This is a genomic window from Marisediminitalea lipolytica, assembly GCF_001758465.1.
Classification (GTDB): Bacteria; Pseudomonadota; Gammaproteobacteria; order Enterobacterales; family Alteromonadaceae; genus Alteromonas; species Alteromonas lipolytica.
Genome location: NZ_MJIC01000010.1, coordinates 709185 through 725794 on the forward strand (window position 1 = coordinate 709185; position 16610 = coordinate 725794).

A 16610-nucleotide genomic window follows, 5' to 3' on the forward strand; every position below is an offset into this window, starting at 1 on the left:
TGGCTTAACAGCCAAGCCACGTCGCTGCTTTGTTGTTGTCAGTAATTTGCAGCACACAGCTTTGTGGTGGCGCTGCCACCAATGGCATGGCCAGTTCCATGATTCGTCCATCACGGATAACCGTTAATAACATGGTCCCACTGCGCTCTACACTAAGCATGCGCTGTAGCAATTTTGTGTTAACCACGTATCCATCTGCTGCAATCAGTTTATCGTCAATTTGCAGGCCCGCTTGTGCGGCGGCAGAACCTTCCTGAACAGACTGAATAAGCAACCCGGTATCCAGGTCTTTACTGACTGCGCCAAAATCAAAGCGTGGAGCAACCTTACCGGAGGGTAAGGATTCGCCGCCTTTATCCTGCAGCGACAACGGCGCTTGCAAGCTATGGCTTACACCAATGGATTCAAGCAACGTAGTCAGATTAACGTCTTCGGTGCCGTACACCACGCTGGCCAGATAATCACTGACATCTACCTTAAGGTTTTCGCGACATAACCGGTCTATAACGTCGGCAGGTGTGCCACTCTCATCGCCAAATTCTGCCCACAGTAAACGCATTAAATCATCAAGGTTACAGGTGTTCCCGCTGCGTTGTCGTAACAGTAGATCCAGCCCCAGCGCCACAATGCCGCCTTTATTGTAGTAACTCACAATGTTATTGACTGAGCCCGCATCCTGCTTGTAAAACTTATTCCAGGCATAAAAGCTCGACTCGGCAATACTTTGTTTAAAACGACCGGCATTGCGATAAAGACGGGTCAGATTCTGCGCGACGATTTTAAAGTATCGCTCTGGTGGGATAACGCCGACGCGGGCGAGGGTGACGTCATCATAAAAGCTGGTAAATCCTTCATAAATCCACAGCTGGTCGGTATAGGTTTCCTGGCTTAAATCCGGCTTAACCATGACATCGGGCTTGATACGCTTAACATGCCAGGTGTGAAATAATTCATGGCTGCACAGGCTGATAAAATTAACATAGCTGTCGTTGAGTTCGTCTGGCTCGCCCTGTAGAGGTAATTCAAAGCGCGGAAACAGCAGGGCGGTGGAGCTGCGATGCTCAAGACCACCATAGCCTTGATCGGCAATCAAGGTCATAAACAGATAATGCTTAACCGGATAGGGTTTACCAAACAGATTAAGGTGATGGGCACAGACTTTTTCCAGATCGCTGCAAAGGCGTGGCATATCGTACTGCGTTTTACCACTGAACATCAGAGTGAAAGTTACACCGTCAACATCGAAATCGGCGCTGGTACACACCCCCATAAAGATGGGGTGGTCAATTAACTCGGCATAATCTTGGCTGCTAAACTGATTGTCTGCTACATGGGGCAGTGTCGTCTTTATTTGCCAGCCGTGCCGGTCTGCAGGCACATCAATAAAGACTTCACAGGGTAAGGATTCAAATCCTGATACGCTGACAAACACACTGGTCCCGTTACAAAACGCATATTCATCATTGATGTAGGCGCTTCGCACAGACAGGTCGAAGGCATACACCTGATAGTGAATTTCTACTGCTTGTCCCTGAGTATCAAGTTGCCATTGCTGCTTATCGAGTAAGGTTACTTTTATCGGGGCTCCGGTTTTATCCTTAGCTGAAAAATTTACCATGTTGCGGGAAAAATCCCTGACCATGTAGCTACCCGGGATCCAGGTTGGCAAACTTACAGTGAGCTGCTGCTCGTTATGCGCAGGTATTGACACGTTCACAGCAAACAAATGCTGACTGACTGAATCAATGGATAAACTGTATTGCAGGGCGGGTGATTGTTGCGCCATTCCAAGTACCTCTGACTTCATGTCGTTATGTGAATGCACATGAATAAGTTGTGAAATATTTAAAATATGATTATATAGCTATAGTGATTGCGATTCAGTTTTAAATGATGGCCGTAGCAAAAAACATGTCTCTAAACAGCGCCGATATCCATAGTTTACAGTCTCTTATGCCTGGCAGCGTGGTGGATTTACAGATCTCCACACCCACTGCGCCTAAACGTGTAAAAACGGGCTATATTGGCGGTGACTTTCCTCATTGCTTGCTTTTTCAGGTGCCTGCTGAATCTCGCTGGGGCTATCTCGGCGATGTGTTGGTGCCAGACAACGAAGTCGTGATCCGCTATGTGCTTGAGGGCGGCGAAGGCAAGGTGATTGCCTTTCGTTCCAAAGTCATCAAGGTCATCAAACACCCTGTTGCCATTCTTTTTGTCCAGTTGCCGACGATGTTGCAAACCCTGGCGTTACGTAAGCACAAGCGCTGGACACCGGGTATTCAGGCGCAAATCAATACGGTGGGCGAAAAAGATACCCTCAGCAGTGGATGTATGATTGTGGATGTGTCATTGCAAGGCTGTCGTTGTGTGTTGGAATCCAGAGATGATTTTCCGCTACTGGATAATGGTAAAACCATTCATTTAAGTCTGGCCAGCGAAACCGATCAGAATATAAAAGGGATTATCAAGAATAGCCGCTCCACTGAGGATAAGGCGTTTTACGGCGTTCAGTTTACGGCTAACGAAGAAGTTGTTAAAAAATTGTTGGATCGTTTCATCATTGACCTATAGGATAGTGCAGTGGCTGGTTGTACCAGCTGCCAACTGAGGGGCAGTCGGGCCTTCAAATTCCTTACGCTATTACGTCAGACAATGGTGAAGATAATGCGCGATATAGAAAGATTATTTAACGAATATTCAGAAAGCCATATGAATCCGACCAACAAACTTATTCATTCGCTTGCTGTACCTGCCATTTATTTCTCGGTCATCGGACTCATCTGGTCAATCCCGGTGCCTGACTTTGTTGCTCAGTACGATATCAATTTTGCTCACATTATCGCTGTACCGGTATTGTATTATTATTTTCTACTGTCTGGTCCTATTGGTGCAGCCATGACCTTACTGACCATAGCCTGCTTTCTGTTACTGGAACAAATAGCGGCTTCGACGGTGGCGGTCTGGCAGGTAAGTGTCGGTGTATTTATCATCATGTGGATCCTGCAATTTGTCGGCCACGCTATCGAGGGTAAACGCCCCTCGTTTTTTACTGATTTACGGTTTTTGCTGATTGGTCCGGCCTGGGTGTGGGGCGGCTGGCTTAAGCGATTTAACATCAATTATTAAAGCGGGCGGGTGTATGGCAATTGTTTAAAATATAGACGTCATAAACCACAACAACCTCTTACCAGCCACACAAGTGCGATAAATCGTAAGCCAATTACGACTAAGTCCTTATTCACTCGATGTTTTACACGTATAATGCGATAGATGAATAAACTATCTGGTACCTTTGTGCTGAAGTGGCAGCGACTTTTCGAAAATAATGAACGCCTGTTTTGGGTGCTGCATACCGCCGGTTGGGCAGGGTTTGCTGTTGTCTATTATATCGGGTCGTTTTTGCACGAAGTGCGTCCGATCTTTCTGTTTATTATCATCCTGAATTCCTATGCTGGCTGGATTTTAACCATTCCGCTGCGCTATGTGTATCGCTGGGCGCGAAATCAAAGTGCGGTCAGGCTGCTGGCGACTGTGCTGGTGTCATCGTACATTGTGGCGTTACTTTGGGCGGTTGTTAAAAACGTCAACTACTGGGAAATCTATAAACACGGGTTCCGTCCGGATGCCTGGTACATGTATTTCAGTAACACTATCGATTCAATGATCATGATTGGGTGCTGGAGCGGTCTGTATTTTGGCATTAAAAACTTTGAAATGTTGCAGCGCGAGAAGCAAAATGCGCTGAAAGCCAGCACTATGGCGCATCAGGCCCACCTCAAAATGCTGCGTTACCAGTTAAACCCGCATTTTTTGTTTAATACCCTCAATGCCATTTCTACTTTAATTTTGATGAAGAATAACGATACCGCTGAAGCTATGGTGTCGCGCCTGAGTGACTTTTTGCGTTATTCACTGGATAACGATCCCATAAAAAAAGTGGCATTGGGACAAGAAATCAAAGCCTTACGTTTATATCTTGAGATTGAAAAAGTTCGCTTCGGGGAACGCCTGGAAGTCATCTGGAACATTGAAGAAGATTGCGAAAGCGCAATGGTTCCCAGTATGATACTGCAACCTATCGTGGAAAATGCCATAAAGCATGCTATCTCTAAATTAGAGCACGCAGGCAGGCTGACTATTGATGCCCGGCGGTTCGGGAACGAGTTGTTGCTGGATGTGGCAGATAACGGTCCCGGAGCAGATATTGTCGATGGTCAGCTAAGCCGCACTGGTGGTGTAGGCTTACCCAATATCAAAGAGCGCCTGCATGCGCTGTATAACAGAAATTTTGCCTTTACTGTCGAGCACAATCAGCCCCAGGGCGTGCGGGTCAGTTTACGAATTCCTTATGATGTAAAGGATTGTTAATAATGAGTCAGTCAAAAATTAAAACTATCATCGTTGATGACGAACCTCTGGCCCGTGCCGGGTTGCGCATTCGTCTGGAAAAATTTGACGATGTTGAAGTGGTGGTAGAGTGTCAGAATGGCCTGGACGCCGTTAGCATGATTTCTCAGCACCGCCCAGATCTGGTTTTCCTGGATATCCAGATGCCCGGATTAAATGGTTTTCAGGTAATTAATAAGCTTAAAGAGCTTAAGCAACCAATTCCTATGATTATCTTCGTTACGGCCTACGACAGTTATGCCATCAAGGCCTTCGATGTTCATGCCCTGGATTATCTGTTAAAACCCGCTGATGATGAGCGCCTGAGCACGGCGATCAGCAAGGTTCGTGAGTATTTTTCAACCCAGAATCAGGATGAGCAGTCCCGCAAGCTGGTTAATCTGGTGGCAGAACTGACCGGCGATGATTGTGAAGAAATTTTACGCAAGCTGGCTAATGGTGAAGCCGTAGAGACCAATCCTTACCCGGATGTGCTGGCAATTAAAGATGGGTCTGAAGTGACCCGGGTGAATGTAGCGGATATCCAGTGGATTGACGCTGCCGGCGACTACATGTGCGTGCATGCACTGGATGGCATGCACATCATGCGTAAGACCATGAAAGAACTGGAACAGGAATTAAACCCACAGTTGTTTGTACGGGTCCACCGGTCGGCGATTGCCAATATTCGCTACGTTAAAAAGCTGGTCAGTCATATCAGTGGTGAATATCATCTGATCCTGAGTAATGACACCGAATTAAAAGTCAGTCGCAGTCATCGCGATAAAGTTAAAGCCGCGATGAAAATGTAACATCAGGCTTTTCAAAAGCTAACAAAACGGCGCTAAAATGAAGCGCCGTTTTTTATGCCCGGTTAAGTCTTCAGCCCAGGCCCCAGTGATGACGTTCGTTAAGCATGGTCAGCATGGTGTGGGTGAGGGGAGACGACAGTGCCTTTTTGTTTTCCCAGGTCTGTTCCAGCGGAATTTCTACCGGTTCGTTATTGTGCACGCCCACCATAATACCGCTCTTATCTTCTTCCACGCATTTTACCGCATGCACACCCAGCAACGTCGCCAGCATACGGTCCTGACTCACCGGTGAACCGCCCCGTTGAATATGCCCCAGGGTAACCGGGCGTACTTCGCCGCCGGTAAGGGTTTCCAGCTGCGTGGCTAAATCGCTGATGCCTGCTGGCCAGAGGTTTTCAGTTAGCACGATAATAAAGCTTTCATGTCCGTAACGCTGACGGTGAATAGCGAGCTGCTGATGGATGTTATCCAGCGTGGTTTGCGTATCCTTAAACAGCTCCGGCAAAATGACATAGTTTGCCGCACCGGCTATGGCTGCGCAGGCTCCCAGAAAACCGGCGTGACGGCCCATTACTTCCACCAGAAAGATACGTTCGAAGGCATCGGCAGTATCACGGACTTTATCTATGGAATCCATCGCGGTTTCGATAGCGGTGTAATAGCCAATGGTGGCATCAGTGCCGTAAATATCGTTATCAATAGTGCCCGGCAGACCAATTACATCACCGTTCCAGTAGTTGGCCAGATGCCTGGCCCCATGAAAAGAGCCATCGCCACCAATAACCAGCAAGGCGTCAATGGCCAGTTCATCGAGATGTTTGGCTGCCAGTCGGGCGGAGGCCTCTTCCTTGAACTCTTTACATCGGGCACTGCGTAAGATAGTGCCACCACGCTGAATAATGTTGTGCACTTTTTTGCTGTCCAGTTTTCGCCAGTCTGCACTGAGTAAGCCGTTGTAGCCATGCTCAAAGCCAATTACCGAATGGCCCTTACCCTCACTGGCAACCACTATGGCGCGAATACAGGCGTTCATGCCTGGCGCGTCGCCACCGGATGTCAGCACCGCTATTCTTTTGTTGGTCATAGGTGTTCCTTTTACAATTTGAAACAAATCCAACCGGGAGGTTGATTGAATTTGTTATCGCTTCTGGCGTCCAAGTTTGAGTATGATATTTAACGTTAATCTTCAGAATTGTGCTTTTGTGGTGTTTACAGGGTTACTGCGATCGTGAATAAACACTGGCACGTAAGTACATAGATTGTCAGTTAAATCACACGGTGCCAAGCGTATTTTGACAGGAAGTGATAATGAAAAAAAGTTTGTTGATTGCGATCATCTTTTTACTGGGCGGATGTTCGACAAAATTTACCTACAATAACCTTGATTGGATGGTCCACTGGTACATTGATGACTATGTTTCCTTGTCAGACAATCAGGAAGCGGTGTTTGATGAGTATTTTGCCAACTGGCAAAACTGGCATCGAAACGAGGAACTGGAAAAATACACTGCCCACCTCAAAGCCTTAAAAGCAGACCTTGAGCGTGACCAGTTAACCGCCGCTCAAATTGAAAAGCACTTAACCGACAGCCGTCAGCATTGGGAAAGAGTGCGCGACCATGTCAGCCCGGAGCTGGCCAGACTGGCCCTCGAGCTTACTGACAAGCAGGTTGATTCTTTGTTTGCCGAACTGGCAGAAGAAAATGACGAAATACGTGAATCCATCGAAAAATTCAGCGAGAAGTCTGCAGCAGAACAACTGGAACAGCGCTTAGATGATGCTGAAGACAGTGTCAGTGATTTTATTGGTCGTTTGAATGATGACCAGGTCACTATTATCGAGCGCTATGTAGGTGAATTTGGCAGTACTCGTAAGTTATGGCTGAAATACCGTGAAGAGTTTCAACAGGCTGCCAGAACCATGATTGACGGCCGGGCTTCTAATCCGAATTTTGTAGTCGATTTTGTGGCGTTAATGACACATCCTGACAAGTTTCGCAGTGAAGCCTACGTGCAGTTGCAACAGCAAAATACCAAGGTGTATTCGCGCATGGCAGAAGAACTGTTTTATACCCTGAACAACAAACAAAAAAGAAAGCTAATCAGTAAGATTGACGATATGATTGACGACTTTGAGTACCTCATGAGTAATGATTAGTTGGAAAGTAGTTACCGGCCTGTTCTGGGCTTTAGTTTATCGCTGATTACCGCCGTTCTGTGGGGCGTGTTACCGCTCTTTTTAAAAGTTTGCCTGGCGGTAATGGATAGCCAGACCATCACGTTATATCGTTTTGTTGCCGCCGCCGTTTTGGTGGGGGCAATGCTGTTTTATCGCCGTCAGTTACCGGCTTTTTTTAGCTATCCGAAAGCCGTTAAGCAATTAGCTGTTGCCTGTACCCTGATGCTGGTGATCAACTATGTGTTTAACGTGCTGGGGCTTAAATACCTGAGCCCGGGTAGTGTGCAGGTGTTTATGCAGCTCGCGCCATTTACCTTAATGATCGGCGGCATCGTGTTGTTTAAGGAAAAATTCAGTCGCTTACAGCTTTGGGGGGCCACTTCCTTGCTGATTGGTCTGGGGCTGTTCTTCAATCAACGCCTGCCGCAAATCATTGCCTCCGAAAGTGAAGATACCCTGGGTGTTGTGTTTATTGTTATTGCTGCGGTGACCTGGGCTGGTTATGCGCTTTGTCAGAAGCCGCTGATGAAAACCATGTCAGCTATGCAACTAACCCTTATAATCTACCTGATTGGCAGTGTAATGTTGCTACCTTTTACGCACCTTGGGGCAATTACACAAATGAATACGGTACAAGCGTGGTCTTTGGTCTTTTGCTGTTTTAACACCTTTATTGCTTATGGCGCGTTTACCGAAGCCATGCGGGTTTGGTCGGCATCGCGGGTCAGCGCTGTTATCGCTACTGCGCCTATTTTTACTTTTATTTCCATGGCCGTGGCTGAAGTGTTATTTCCTCACAGCTTTACCCAGCCAGAACTGGGTTTACTGGCAATTACTGGCGCTATTTTAGTGGTTAGTGGTTCTGTAATGGCGGCGCTCGGACGCGACGCCCGTTAGTTGTCCCTTGTTGGCGTTGACGGCACGGGTTGGCTGATGGGTTCTTCGCCTTTTTTACACACGGTGTCGTAATCATCGCGATAGAAGCGGAAATTCACACACTCATTTTCATATCGTTGACGGGCGGTCAGGGCCATTTGCGGATTTTTAGGATTCTGAATGGCCTTTTGTAATACCTTACATTGTTGGTTCTGCGCTTTTATCTCCAGGATATCCTCGCAAAGATTGGACTGACTGGCACAGCCTGTCAGTGCCTGCAGAGAAGTGGTAATAGTTGCCACTAACAGGGTGTGTTTTAGCATGATTGGCTTTCCTTACGGGACAATTAAAAATTATGCTGGCGCAGTGATGCCAACACGGGCCAGCTCGCCTTTTAAACCATCGAATTTGCTTTGATGCTGCTCTCGCATTGGCGCATTACTCAGTATCTTATACACCTGTCGCGCTTCTTTGATCAAAGCGGCATCATCTTCATCCGGATTGCCGACCAGTTTAATCAAACACTGAAGCAGGTTTAATGCAATCCCGGCATTAACCGGAGAAAGAGCCAGAGCGCTGTTAAACGCGGCTTTGGCGTCGGCAAACTTCTCTTGCTGGTAAAGCTGAATTCCACGGCGGTTAATGTGCGTGTATTGTTGTTCGCTTGCCTTAACCTGCTTAGTCATTTTACGCACCAGCAGGCGACTGCTGTCTTCCAGCTCTGTTTGTTGGTTAGCCAGGGTAGTGAGTAAGCGGTTTACCTCGTCAAATTCACCTAAATCGACCATTAACTGCAAACTGGAAGGCGCCAGGGATGCCGGGTAAAGCTCAAATTCCTTATCAATGGCATTCTGGCAATCCATTAGCGTGCGTTTAGCGTTTATTAACTTGCCATCAATAGCGTCCATTCGTGCGTGCACAATCTGATCAAAAATGTCCAGGCTAAAGGGTTCATCCAAACGGTTAAGCGCTTCATCCTGAGGCGCTCGCTGGAGCTGTAACAGGGCTTCCTGCTGATACCGGTGACGATGGTTTTTACTTTCTGCCGCTTCAGCTGCATCGAGTAAAGAGGAAATATGATTACACCAGTAATTGACGTTTTTAAAGATGGTATTTTTGGATAGCTGCCAGGTGGCCCTGGTGGCTTCGGTTAATAACTCATAATCGGCGCTATCCCGGGCAATGCGGGCGGCCAGCATTTGTCTTTGCAGGGAATAGGGCGAATTTTTAATGGCCTGTCGTATATGTTCCAGCGCTTCGTCAGGATGTTGTTGGGCCGATTTTGCCTGGGCCAGAATATCCAGCGCTTCGGGATCAAACTGATTGAGCAACAGCACTTTTTTGGCGCATTTAATGGCGTCATCAAATTGCTGCATCGCCAGGTACGTTTTACCCAGGGCCAGTTGTGCCCATTGCGAGGGAAGCTGTTCGGTTTGACCTTGCAGTAACGCCAGTGCTTGCTGATAACGCTGCTGGCGCCATAATATTTCAAGCCGGATTTCCAACGCAACACGTTGATATGGCGCAGGCATATTGTGCATTGCATCCAGTTCTGCCGTTGCACTGATATAGTCCTGTTTGCTTAACGCCAGCAGCACTTTTTTAAAGTACTGTTTGCGCTGCCATGAGCGATTGAGGCGGCTTTTAAGCTGGGCCTGAGAAAAAGGCTTGAGCAGGTAGTCGTCGGGTTTGTGCTCTATTGAGCCCAGCACTACAGGACGGGTCGCATCGGCACTGATCAGCAAAAACACGGTGCCGGGACTGATCAGTTTGCGGTGCATTAATTCTTGATAAAGTTCGAAACCGTTTTTTTTGTTATTACCCAGGTGTAAATCACACACCACAATGTCTACCTGGTGATTACGACAGAACCGAACCGCCTGTTCGGCCTGATTGGCGGTCATCACGTCCTTGGCACCGAGATTGGTTAACAACCCTTTTAACAAAATAAGAAAAGGACGCTGATCTTCTACGACGAGAATATTTACATCCGTATAGGGCACACCCAATGTTCGCTCCTGTCAATCGCGAATCAATTCGATAATAGACTAAAGGATAATGGGTATATGCCGATTAAGCTAGTAAGTCGTTAATACCTATGAATGAATTTGCAGTCAGATACGGTTTCACCTCATCAGTTTGATATCGCAGTCAATAGCTCAACACTGGCGTTAAATAAGGCAGCCGGTGCGGGAGCGGCTGTTTTTCAATTGTATCTGGCGTTTAGTGAGGCAAGGGGCGATACGCCGGTTAAGTGGCAGGAACCGATAACGGATGTGGTCGAGGATGATTTTCCTGCTCGCCTTAATCAGTACCGGCGAAGTCCACTGGCCAGCAGTGAGAGGGACATCAACACGTACCTGCACTGGCAACAGGGCCTGAATCAGGCTGCCAGTAATGAGCATATCCGGTTATGGCAGGCCATCAGCCCTGATCCGCTGAGTTTTTATAACGATAAAAAGCGCCTGCCGCCCGAGGTTAAACATAATTGTCCTTACCATACTCAACTGGGGTTGCTTGCACCCCGACCGGATCCCGTTAGGGAAGCGGATGCTACCTTACTGGCTGATATTATTCCGTCTGCCCGCTCAATGACGGTCTAGAAATCCTTCTTTAGCGTCTCATGGGTTTTCGCCCCGCGTTTTTTTTGCTATATTCCGCGCGCATTTTGCTCTGGTTTTACGTTCCAACTCGCAAAGGTGAAAAAATATGAGTCAGTACGTTGTATGCGCGCTATACAAATTTGTCGCGCTTGAAGATTACAAAGCTATCCGTCAACCGCTTACCGACGTGATGGAAGCGAATCAAATTAAAGGTACCTTACTGCTTGCCGCAGAAGGTATAAACGGCACCGTTTCAGGTACGCAGGAAGGTATTGATAACCTGCTGGCCTGGTTAAACAGCGATGAACGTTTTAACCCAATCTCTTATAAAGTGTCATATCACGACACCCAGCCGTTTTACCGCACAAAAGTAAAACTGAAAAAAGAAATCGTTACCATGGGTGTCGAGGGTATTGATCCACGCCGTACCGTAGGTACTTATGTTAAGCCTAAAGACTGGAATGCATTGATTAGCGATCCGGACGTGGTGTTAATTGATACCCGTAATGATTACGAAATCGAAATCGGTACGTTTAAACACGCGGTGAACCCAAACACCAAAACCTTCCGTGAATTTCCTGATTACGTTAAAGAGAATCTGGACCCGGCTAAAAACAAAAAGGTTGCGATGTTCTGCACCGGTGGTATCCGTTGCGAAAAATCTACCGCTTATTTAAAAGAGCAGGGTTTTGAAGAGGTGTATCACCTGGAAGGCGGCATTCTGCAATATCTGGAAGATGTGCCGAAAGAAGAAACCCTGTGGGAAGGCGATTGTTTTGTGTTTGATAACCGTGTGGCGGTGAATCATGACCTAGAAAAAAGCGCTTATGACCAGTGTTACGCCTGTCGTTTACCTATTACCGAAGCAGACAAGCAGAGTGACAAATACGAAAGCGGTGTAAGTTGCCCGCATTGTTTTGGTTCGCACAGCGAAGAGCAAATCGAACGATTCCGTGAGCGTGAAAAGCAAATTAACCTGGCCCGTGAGCGTAACGAAGAACACGTAGGCACCGAAGCTCGTGATGTCATGGAAGCACGTCGTAAAGCCAAGGCAGAAGAACAGCGTTTACGCGCATTGCAGGCGCAAAAACAGGCTAAGGCATAGACTTTCATTACGGCTGGGGTTAAACTCCGGCCATTAAGAACAGACAGGGAATCAGACAGTGTCTACTGAATTAACACCTGAAAAAGTAGCAGCGATTCAAAAAGACTTCAGCTTCTTTGACCGTGACGGTAACGGTCAGATCGATCTGCAGGAATTTATCGAATTACTGACAGTTATCTCGCCAAAAACCAAAGCCAGCCATGTGGAAGAAGGCTTTAAACTGATCGATGAAAACCAGGATGGCTTTATCGACTTCGAAGAGTTTCTGGCCTGGTGGCAGGAATGTTGGTGGGAATACTAAGTTTCTGCTGTACCTTGTACTGAAAAAGCCGCTGATATCAGCGGCTTTTTTGATCGCATAAACGCGGGTTAATCTTCACTCTCATCGGTATTTCGTGGTTTTTTTCGCATTGGCATATGGCCAATATCATCACCTGTCATGGTGCGCACTCGCTGCGTCTTTTTCACCGGCTTGTCGGCAGCATCCGCGTCACCTTTTTTGGCTTTAACGGCTTTTTTCGGTTTTACGGGTTTGTGCTTAATGCCCGTGAATTTAGACGCCAGCGTTTCGTGTTGTTGTGGTTCCAGCGGATAGGCCAGCTGCGCTTTTAATGCCGTAAAGCTCTGCCAGTCCCGTTTGCCCACAAAGGATACCGCAGCCCCCCGATTACCGGCGCGGCCTGTACGGCCAATGCGATGGATATATTCTTCCGGATGCTTCGGCATATCATAGTTGATAACCAGGCCAACTTTAGATAAATCCAATCCCCGTGAAGCTACATCAGTCGTTACCAGAATATCAAACTGGCCCCGGGCAAATTCATTCATTACCAGCGAGCGTTTAGATTGCGCGTAGTCACCACGCAGCGGCTTTGACGAGCGTTTGGGTAACGCAGTTTCCAGCAAGGTGCTGATGCGCTCTGCGTCATCGCGGGTGGCCGTAAACACAATGGCCTGATTGTAGGTGTTATTTTCCAGCTGATCGCAAAGCAGGGCGTCTTTGTGCTCAATGCTTTCTGCAAAATACAATGTCTGTGTGATATCAGTATGTTCTGCCGTGGCACTGCCAATGGCTACGCGAACGGGGGCTTTCAGCAATTTATCCAGCACCATGTTCAACTCAACGTGGTCCATAGTGGCAGAAAACAGCATGGTCTGGCGTTTGCGATGATCGGCTTTGTTATTAATCAGTGAAATCGCCTTGGCGAAACCTAAATCCAGCATGCGGTCGGCTTCGTCAAAAATCAGCATTTCAAGCCCGTTAATAAAGAAGCTTTTATCTTCCAGGTGGTCGGCAATACGGCCTGGTGTGCCAACAATGATATGCGGATTACGACGCAAGGCTTTGGCCTGGTCGTTATAGTTGTCACCACCCACAACCAGTGCGGTTGCCAGGTTTTTCTTTTGACACAGCCATTTGGCTTCGCCAAAGACCTGTTTGGCCAGTTCGCGGGTCGGGGCCAGAATTAACACTCTGGGATCTTGCCGACTAAGCGCTTTCTGCGTTAATAACCGGTGTACAACGGGGATTAAAAACGCCAGTGTTTTACCTGAACCTGTTTTTGATGAAGCAATAATATCTTTACCCAGCAGCGCCGGCAGAATGGTTTTTTCCTGAACTTCGGTTAATTCAGTAAAGCCTTTGTCCTGAATTCGGCTTACAAGGGTATGGTGAACAGGTAAATCAGTAATTAACAAGGTTGATGCGCTCCGCTTAAGATTCGCGCCTATTATCCCTGATTAATGACCTGAGTAAAGCGACAAGGAAAAAAGAAAGGGGCAATACGACACGACCGTATTGCCCCTTTGTGATGTATTAAACCTTAAGCGAAGGTCATTTCTGGTACATCGCCTTCAACTACCAGTTTACCAGCGGTTTTTTGCTGGATTTCTTCGACCGAAACGCCCGGTGCGCGTTCGCGCAGGTAGAACGCACCGTCTTTCACTTCCATTACCGCTAAATCAGTAATGATACGGGTAATGCAGTTAACACCGGTCAGCGGCAGGGTACATTCCTGCAACAGCTTGGAGTTTCCGTGCTTATCGGCGTGGGTCATGGTAACGATAATGTTTTTCGCACCTGCCACCAGGTCCATTGCGCCGCCCATACCTTTAATCAGTTTGCCGGGGATCATCCACGACGCAATATTGCCGTTAACGTCGACTTCAAAGGCACCTAATACCGTAAAGTCAACGTGACCACCACGGATCATGGCAAAGCTTTCTGCCGAACTGAAAATAGAAGCGCCGGTAATTGCGGTAACGGTTTCTTTACCCGCGTTAATCATGTCGGCGTCAATTTCATCCTCGGTTGGGTAGGGGCCCATGCCCAGCAAACCATTTTCAGACTGTAGCATTACGCTTATCCCTTGCGGCACATAGTTTGCCGCTAAGGTAGGAATACCGATACCCAGGTTTACGTAATTGCCGTCCTGAAATTCCTGCGCCACGCGCATTGCAATCTGATCTCTTGTTAATGCCATGACTGCCTCCTATTTAGCCGTTACGCGACGTTCGATACGTTTTTCAAACGTGCCCGGGATAACCCGATCCACATAAATACCCGGAGTATGAATGTGTGCTGGATCTAATGTACCCGGTTCTACGATTTCTTCCACTTCTACTACGGTAATTTTACCCGCAGTTGCCGCCATAGGGTTGAAGTTTTGCGCAGTATGGCGATAGATACAGTTACCATAGCGGTCTGCTTTCCAGGCTTTAACAATCGCGAAATCACCGGTGATAGACTCTTCCAGAATATACGGACGACCATTAAACTCTTTCACTTCTTTACCTTCGCCTACGGGGGTGCCGTAGCCGGTTGCGGTATAAAATGCCGGGATACCGGCACCACCAGCGCGCATTTTTTCGGCCAGTGTACCCTGTGGCGTTAATTCTACTTCCAGTTCGCCGTTCAGCAACTGTTGCTCGAACAGGGCGTTTTCACCCACGTAGGAAGAAATCATCTTTTTGACTTGTTTGTCTTCGAGCAGAATGCCCAGGCCAAAACCATCAACACCACAGTTATTCGATACGATTGTCAGCCCTTTGGTACCCATTTTTTTAATTTGGGCAATGCTGCCCTCAGGGATACCACAAAGGCCAAATCCACCAGCAATGACGGTCATATTATCTTCTAACCCTTCCATTGCGGCATCAAAACTGGATACGACTTTATCGAAACCAGACATAGCGTGCTCTCCTTTAATTAATGAACAAAACTAGTATTAATCAGCGTTAAAAATTTGTAAAATTGATTAAATATCACTTTTGATAAATAAAATTTATTAATATGAGTATCTCTTACCGCAATATGCAGGCATTTTTATGCGTGGCCGAGTCCAGTACCTTTGCCGAAGCCGCCGAAAAACTCTTTGTTACTCAGCCGGCACTGTCCAGTTCCATTAAAAAAATGGAAGAACAATTGGGCGGGCAGCTGTTCAGTCGCACCACCCGCCGGGTACAGCTCACGCCGGAAGGTGAAACCTTTCTGCCACAGGCGAAACGTTTAATGCACGAATGGGATGATGCCGTAGAAGGGGTACAAAATCTGTTTGCCATGGCCCAGGGGCGCTTATCCGTAGCAGCCATGCCATCTTTTGCTGAATCCAAGTTACCCGGTATTCTGGTGCAGTTTCATCAGCAGTTTCCTAATATCCGGGTGCGGGTACACGATGTCATCATGGAAGAGACGTTACAGGCTGTGCTCTCTGGCCGCGCTGATATCGGCTTTTGTTTTGAGCCGGAAAGCAAGGATAATCTGGAGTTTTTTCCCTTATTTAACGACAGGTTTGTTGCTGTGATGCCAGCCGATCATCCTCTGGGGGCCAGCCGCACGATTACGCTGGAAGACATTGTCAGCCAACCCTTTATCTCGCCGAACCGAGGCTCAAGCGTACGGCAGTGGACCGAAATACTCACCGCAGAGTACGGGCCGCTGAATATCGTGGCGGAAACCGGTCAGTACGGCACCATTGGCCAGTTAATTGCCCACGGGCTGGGCATTTCTGTAGTTCCTTCTTTATGTTTAGAACAAATGCTGCGCAAAGGGTTAATTTGTCGTGATATCGAAAACAGCCCCTTAGTGAAACGGGTAGGGATGGTAAGAGCGAATCGCGGTACGACCGCGGTGGCTGCACAAACCCTCTGGCAGCAGGTAGTATCCAATCACTCTACAAACTTGTAAGTTGAATCAGTAAGTTAATTTAGGCAAGGTTGAGAAAATTAAATCAGTCGTAAGGATTCAAGGCTATGACAACACAAATGACACTGGACAAAGCGAAACAATGTATCGCAAATGCTGTCATCGAGGCTGAGAAAACAGGGATTAAAGTGTGCATTGCCATTGTTGACAGTGGTGCACATCTGGTTGCCTTTGAACGCATGGATGGCGCTTTTCTGGGGTCGGTAGACATTGCCATCAAAAAAGCGCGGACATCAGCTCTGTTCCCTTTGGAATCGGGTAAGTTGGGTGCATTAATACGCAGCGAACAGCTAACGGGATTTGAGCTGTCTAACGAAAACCTGATGGCTTTTAATGGGGGCGTGCCGATTTTTGCCGGGCGAACTCAAATAGGGGCCATTGGCATTTCAGGCGGCAGTGCAGAGCAGGATTTGGCCATTGCTAAAGCGGGCCTGAAATAGCAATGC

General features: G+C 47.5%; 18 protein-coding genes. 11 read left to right on the forward strand and 7 right to left on the reverse strand.

The window, feature by feature from the left end; all coding sequences use genetic code 11:
• Positions 1-4: 4 nt before the first annotated feature.
• Entirely contained in the window at positions 5-1786 is a 1782-nt protein-coding gene (locus tag BFC17_RS08620) for a M61 family metallopeptidase (RefSeq protein WP_070176029.1), read from the reverse strand.
• Positions 1787-1911: 125 nt separating this feature from the next.
• Between BFC17_RS08620 and BFC17_RS08625 the strand changes: the two genes are divergently transcribed.
• From BFC17_RS08625 to BFC17_RS08640, 4 genes are all read left to right on the forward strand, one after another.
• Positions 1912-2571, forward strand: coding sequence for a flagellar brake domain-containing protein (locus BFC17_RS08625; RefSeq protein WP_175439551.1), 660 nt, complete (start codon positions 1912-1914; stop codon positions 2569-2571).
• A 93-nt stretch (positions 2572-2664) separates the two neighbouring features.
• Positions 2665-3126, forward strand: a complete 462-nt coding sequence (locus tag BFC17_RS08630) for an Mpo1 family 2-hydroxy fatty acid dioxygenase (protein WP_070176031.1) — start codon at positions 2665-2667, stop codon at positions 3124-3126.
• Positions 3127-3270: 144 nt separating this feature from the next.
• Positions 3271-4368, forward strand: coding sequence for a sensor histidine kinase (locus tag BFC17_RS08635; protein WP_070176032.1), 1098 nt, complete (start codon positions 3271-3273; stop codon positions 4366-4368).
• Positions 4369-4370: 2 nt separating this feature from the next.
• Positions 4371-5198: a LytR/AlgR family response regulator transcription factor gene (locus BFC17_RS08640; RefSeq protein WP_070176033.1), complete on the forward strand. Its 828-nt coding sequence runs from the start codon at positions 4371-4373 to the stop codon at positions 5196-5198.
• Positions 5199-5268: 70 nt separating this feature from the next.
• Here BFC17_RS08640 and BFC17_RS08645 read toward each other — a convergent pair whose 3' ends face one another.
• Positions 5269-6282: an ATP-dependent 6-phosphofructokinase gene (locus tag BFC17_RS08645; protein ID WP_070176034.1), complete on the reverse strand. Its 1014-nt coding sequence runs from the start codon at positions 6280-6282 to the stop codon at positions 5269-5271.
• A gap of 224 nt (positions 6283-6506) precedes the next feature.
• Between BFC17_RS08645 and BFC17_RS08650 the strand changes: the two genes are divergently transcribed.
• Together BFC17_RS08650 and BFC17_RS08655 are read left to right on the forward strand one after the other, a co-directional pair.
• Positions 6507-7355: a DUF6279 family lipoprotein gene (locus BFC17_RS08650; protein ID WP_070176035.1), complete on the forward strand. Its 849-nt coding sequence runs from the start codon at positions 6507-6509 to the stop codon at positions 7353-7355.
• On the forward strand, positions 7356-8273 hold the full coding sequence (locus tag BFC17_RS08655; RefSeq protein WP_070176036.1) for a DMT family transporter: 918 nt from the start codon (positions 7356-7358) through the stop codon (positions 8271-8273).
• On the opposite strand, the gene BFC17_RS08660 is transcribed toward BFC17_RS08655, so the two are convergent.
• Both BFC17_RS08660 and BFC17_RS08665 read right to left on the reverse strand, forming a co-directional pair.
• The gene (locus BFC17_RS08660) at positions 8270-8575 is read right to left on the reverse strand and encodes a hypothetical protein (RefSeq protein ID WP_070176037.1); all 306 of its coding nucleotides are present in this window, start codon (positions 8573-8575) and stop codon (positions 8270-8272) included. The genes BFC17_RS08655 and BFC17_RS08660 overlap by 4 nt on opposite strands.
• A gap of 30 nt (positions 8576-8605) precedes the next feature.
• Entirely contained in the window at positions 8606-10255 is a 1650-nt protein-coding gene (locus BFC17_RS08665) for a response regulator (protein ID WP_070176291.1), read from the reverse strand.
• A 99-nt stretch (positions 10256-10354) separates the two neighbouring features.
• Here BFC17_RS08665 and BFC17_RS08670 point away from each other — a divergent pair, with 99 nt between their 5' ends.
• From BFC17_RS08670 to BFC17_RS08680, 3 genes are all read left to right on the forward strand, one after another.
• Positions 10355-10855, forward strand: a complete 501-nt coding sequence (locus tag BFC17_RS08670; protein WP_070176038.1) for a VC2046/SO_2500 family protein — start codon at positions 10355-10357, stop codon at positions 10853-10855.
• Between the two features lie 106 nt (positions 10856-10961).
• Positions 10962-11960, forward strand: coding sequence for an oxygen-dependent tRNA uridine(34) hydroxylase TrhO (gene trhO / locus BFC17_RS08675; RefSeq protein ID WP_070176039.1), 999 nt, complete (start codon positions 10962-10964; stop codon positions 11958-11960).
• Between the two features lie 58 nt (positions 11961-12018).
• Entirely contained in the window at positions 12019-12261 is a 243-nt protein-coding gene (locus tag BFC17_RS08680; protein WP_070176040.1) for an EF-hand domain-containing protein, read from the forward strand.
• A 68-nt stretch (positions 12262-12329) separates the two neighbouring features.
• On the opposite strand, the gene BFC17_RS08685 is transcribed toward BFC17_RS08680, so the two are convergent.
• From BFC17_RS08685 to BFC17_RS08695, 3 genes are all read right to left on the reverse strand, one after another.
• The gene (locus tag BFC17_RS08685; RefSeq protein WP_070176041.1) at positions 12330-13658 is read right to left on the reverse strand and encodes a DEAD/DEAH box helicase; all 1329 of its coding nucleotides are present in this window, start codon (positions 13656-13658) and stop codon (positions 12330-12332) included.
• 125 nt (positions 13659-13783) lie between these two features.
• Complete coding sequence (locus tag BFC17_RS08690) at positions 13784-14443, reverse strand: CoA transferase subunit B (protein WP_070176042.1); 660 nt, start codon at positions 14441-14443, stop codon at positions 13784-13786.
• Positions 14444-14452: 9 nt separating this feature from the next.
• Positions 14453-15151, reverse strand: coding sequence for a CoA transferase subunit A (locus BFC17_RS08695; RefSeq protein WP_070176043.1), 699 nt, complete (start codon positions 15149-15151; stop codon positions 14453-14455).
• 101 nt (positions 15152-15252) lie between these two features.
• Here BFC17_RS08695 and BFC17_RS08700 point away from each other — a divergent pair, with 101 nt between their 5' ends.
• Together BFC17_RS08700 and BFC17_RS08705 are read left to right on the forward strand one after the other, a co-directional pair.
• Positions 15253-16146, forward strand: a complete 894-nt coding sequence (locus BFC17_RS08700; protein WP_070176044.1) for a LysR family transcriptional regulator — start codon at positions 15253-15255, stop codon at positions 16144-16146.
• Positions 16147-16211: 65 nt separating this feature from the next.
• Positions 16212-16604, forward strand: a complete 393-nt coding sequence (locus BFC17_RS08705; RefSeq protein WP_070176045.1) for a GlcG/HbpS family heme-binding protein — start codon at positions 16212-16214, stop codon at positions 16602-16604.
• Positions 16605-16610 lie beyond the last annotated feature (6 nt).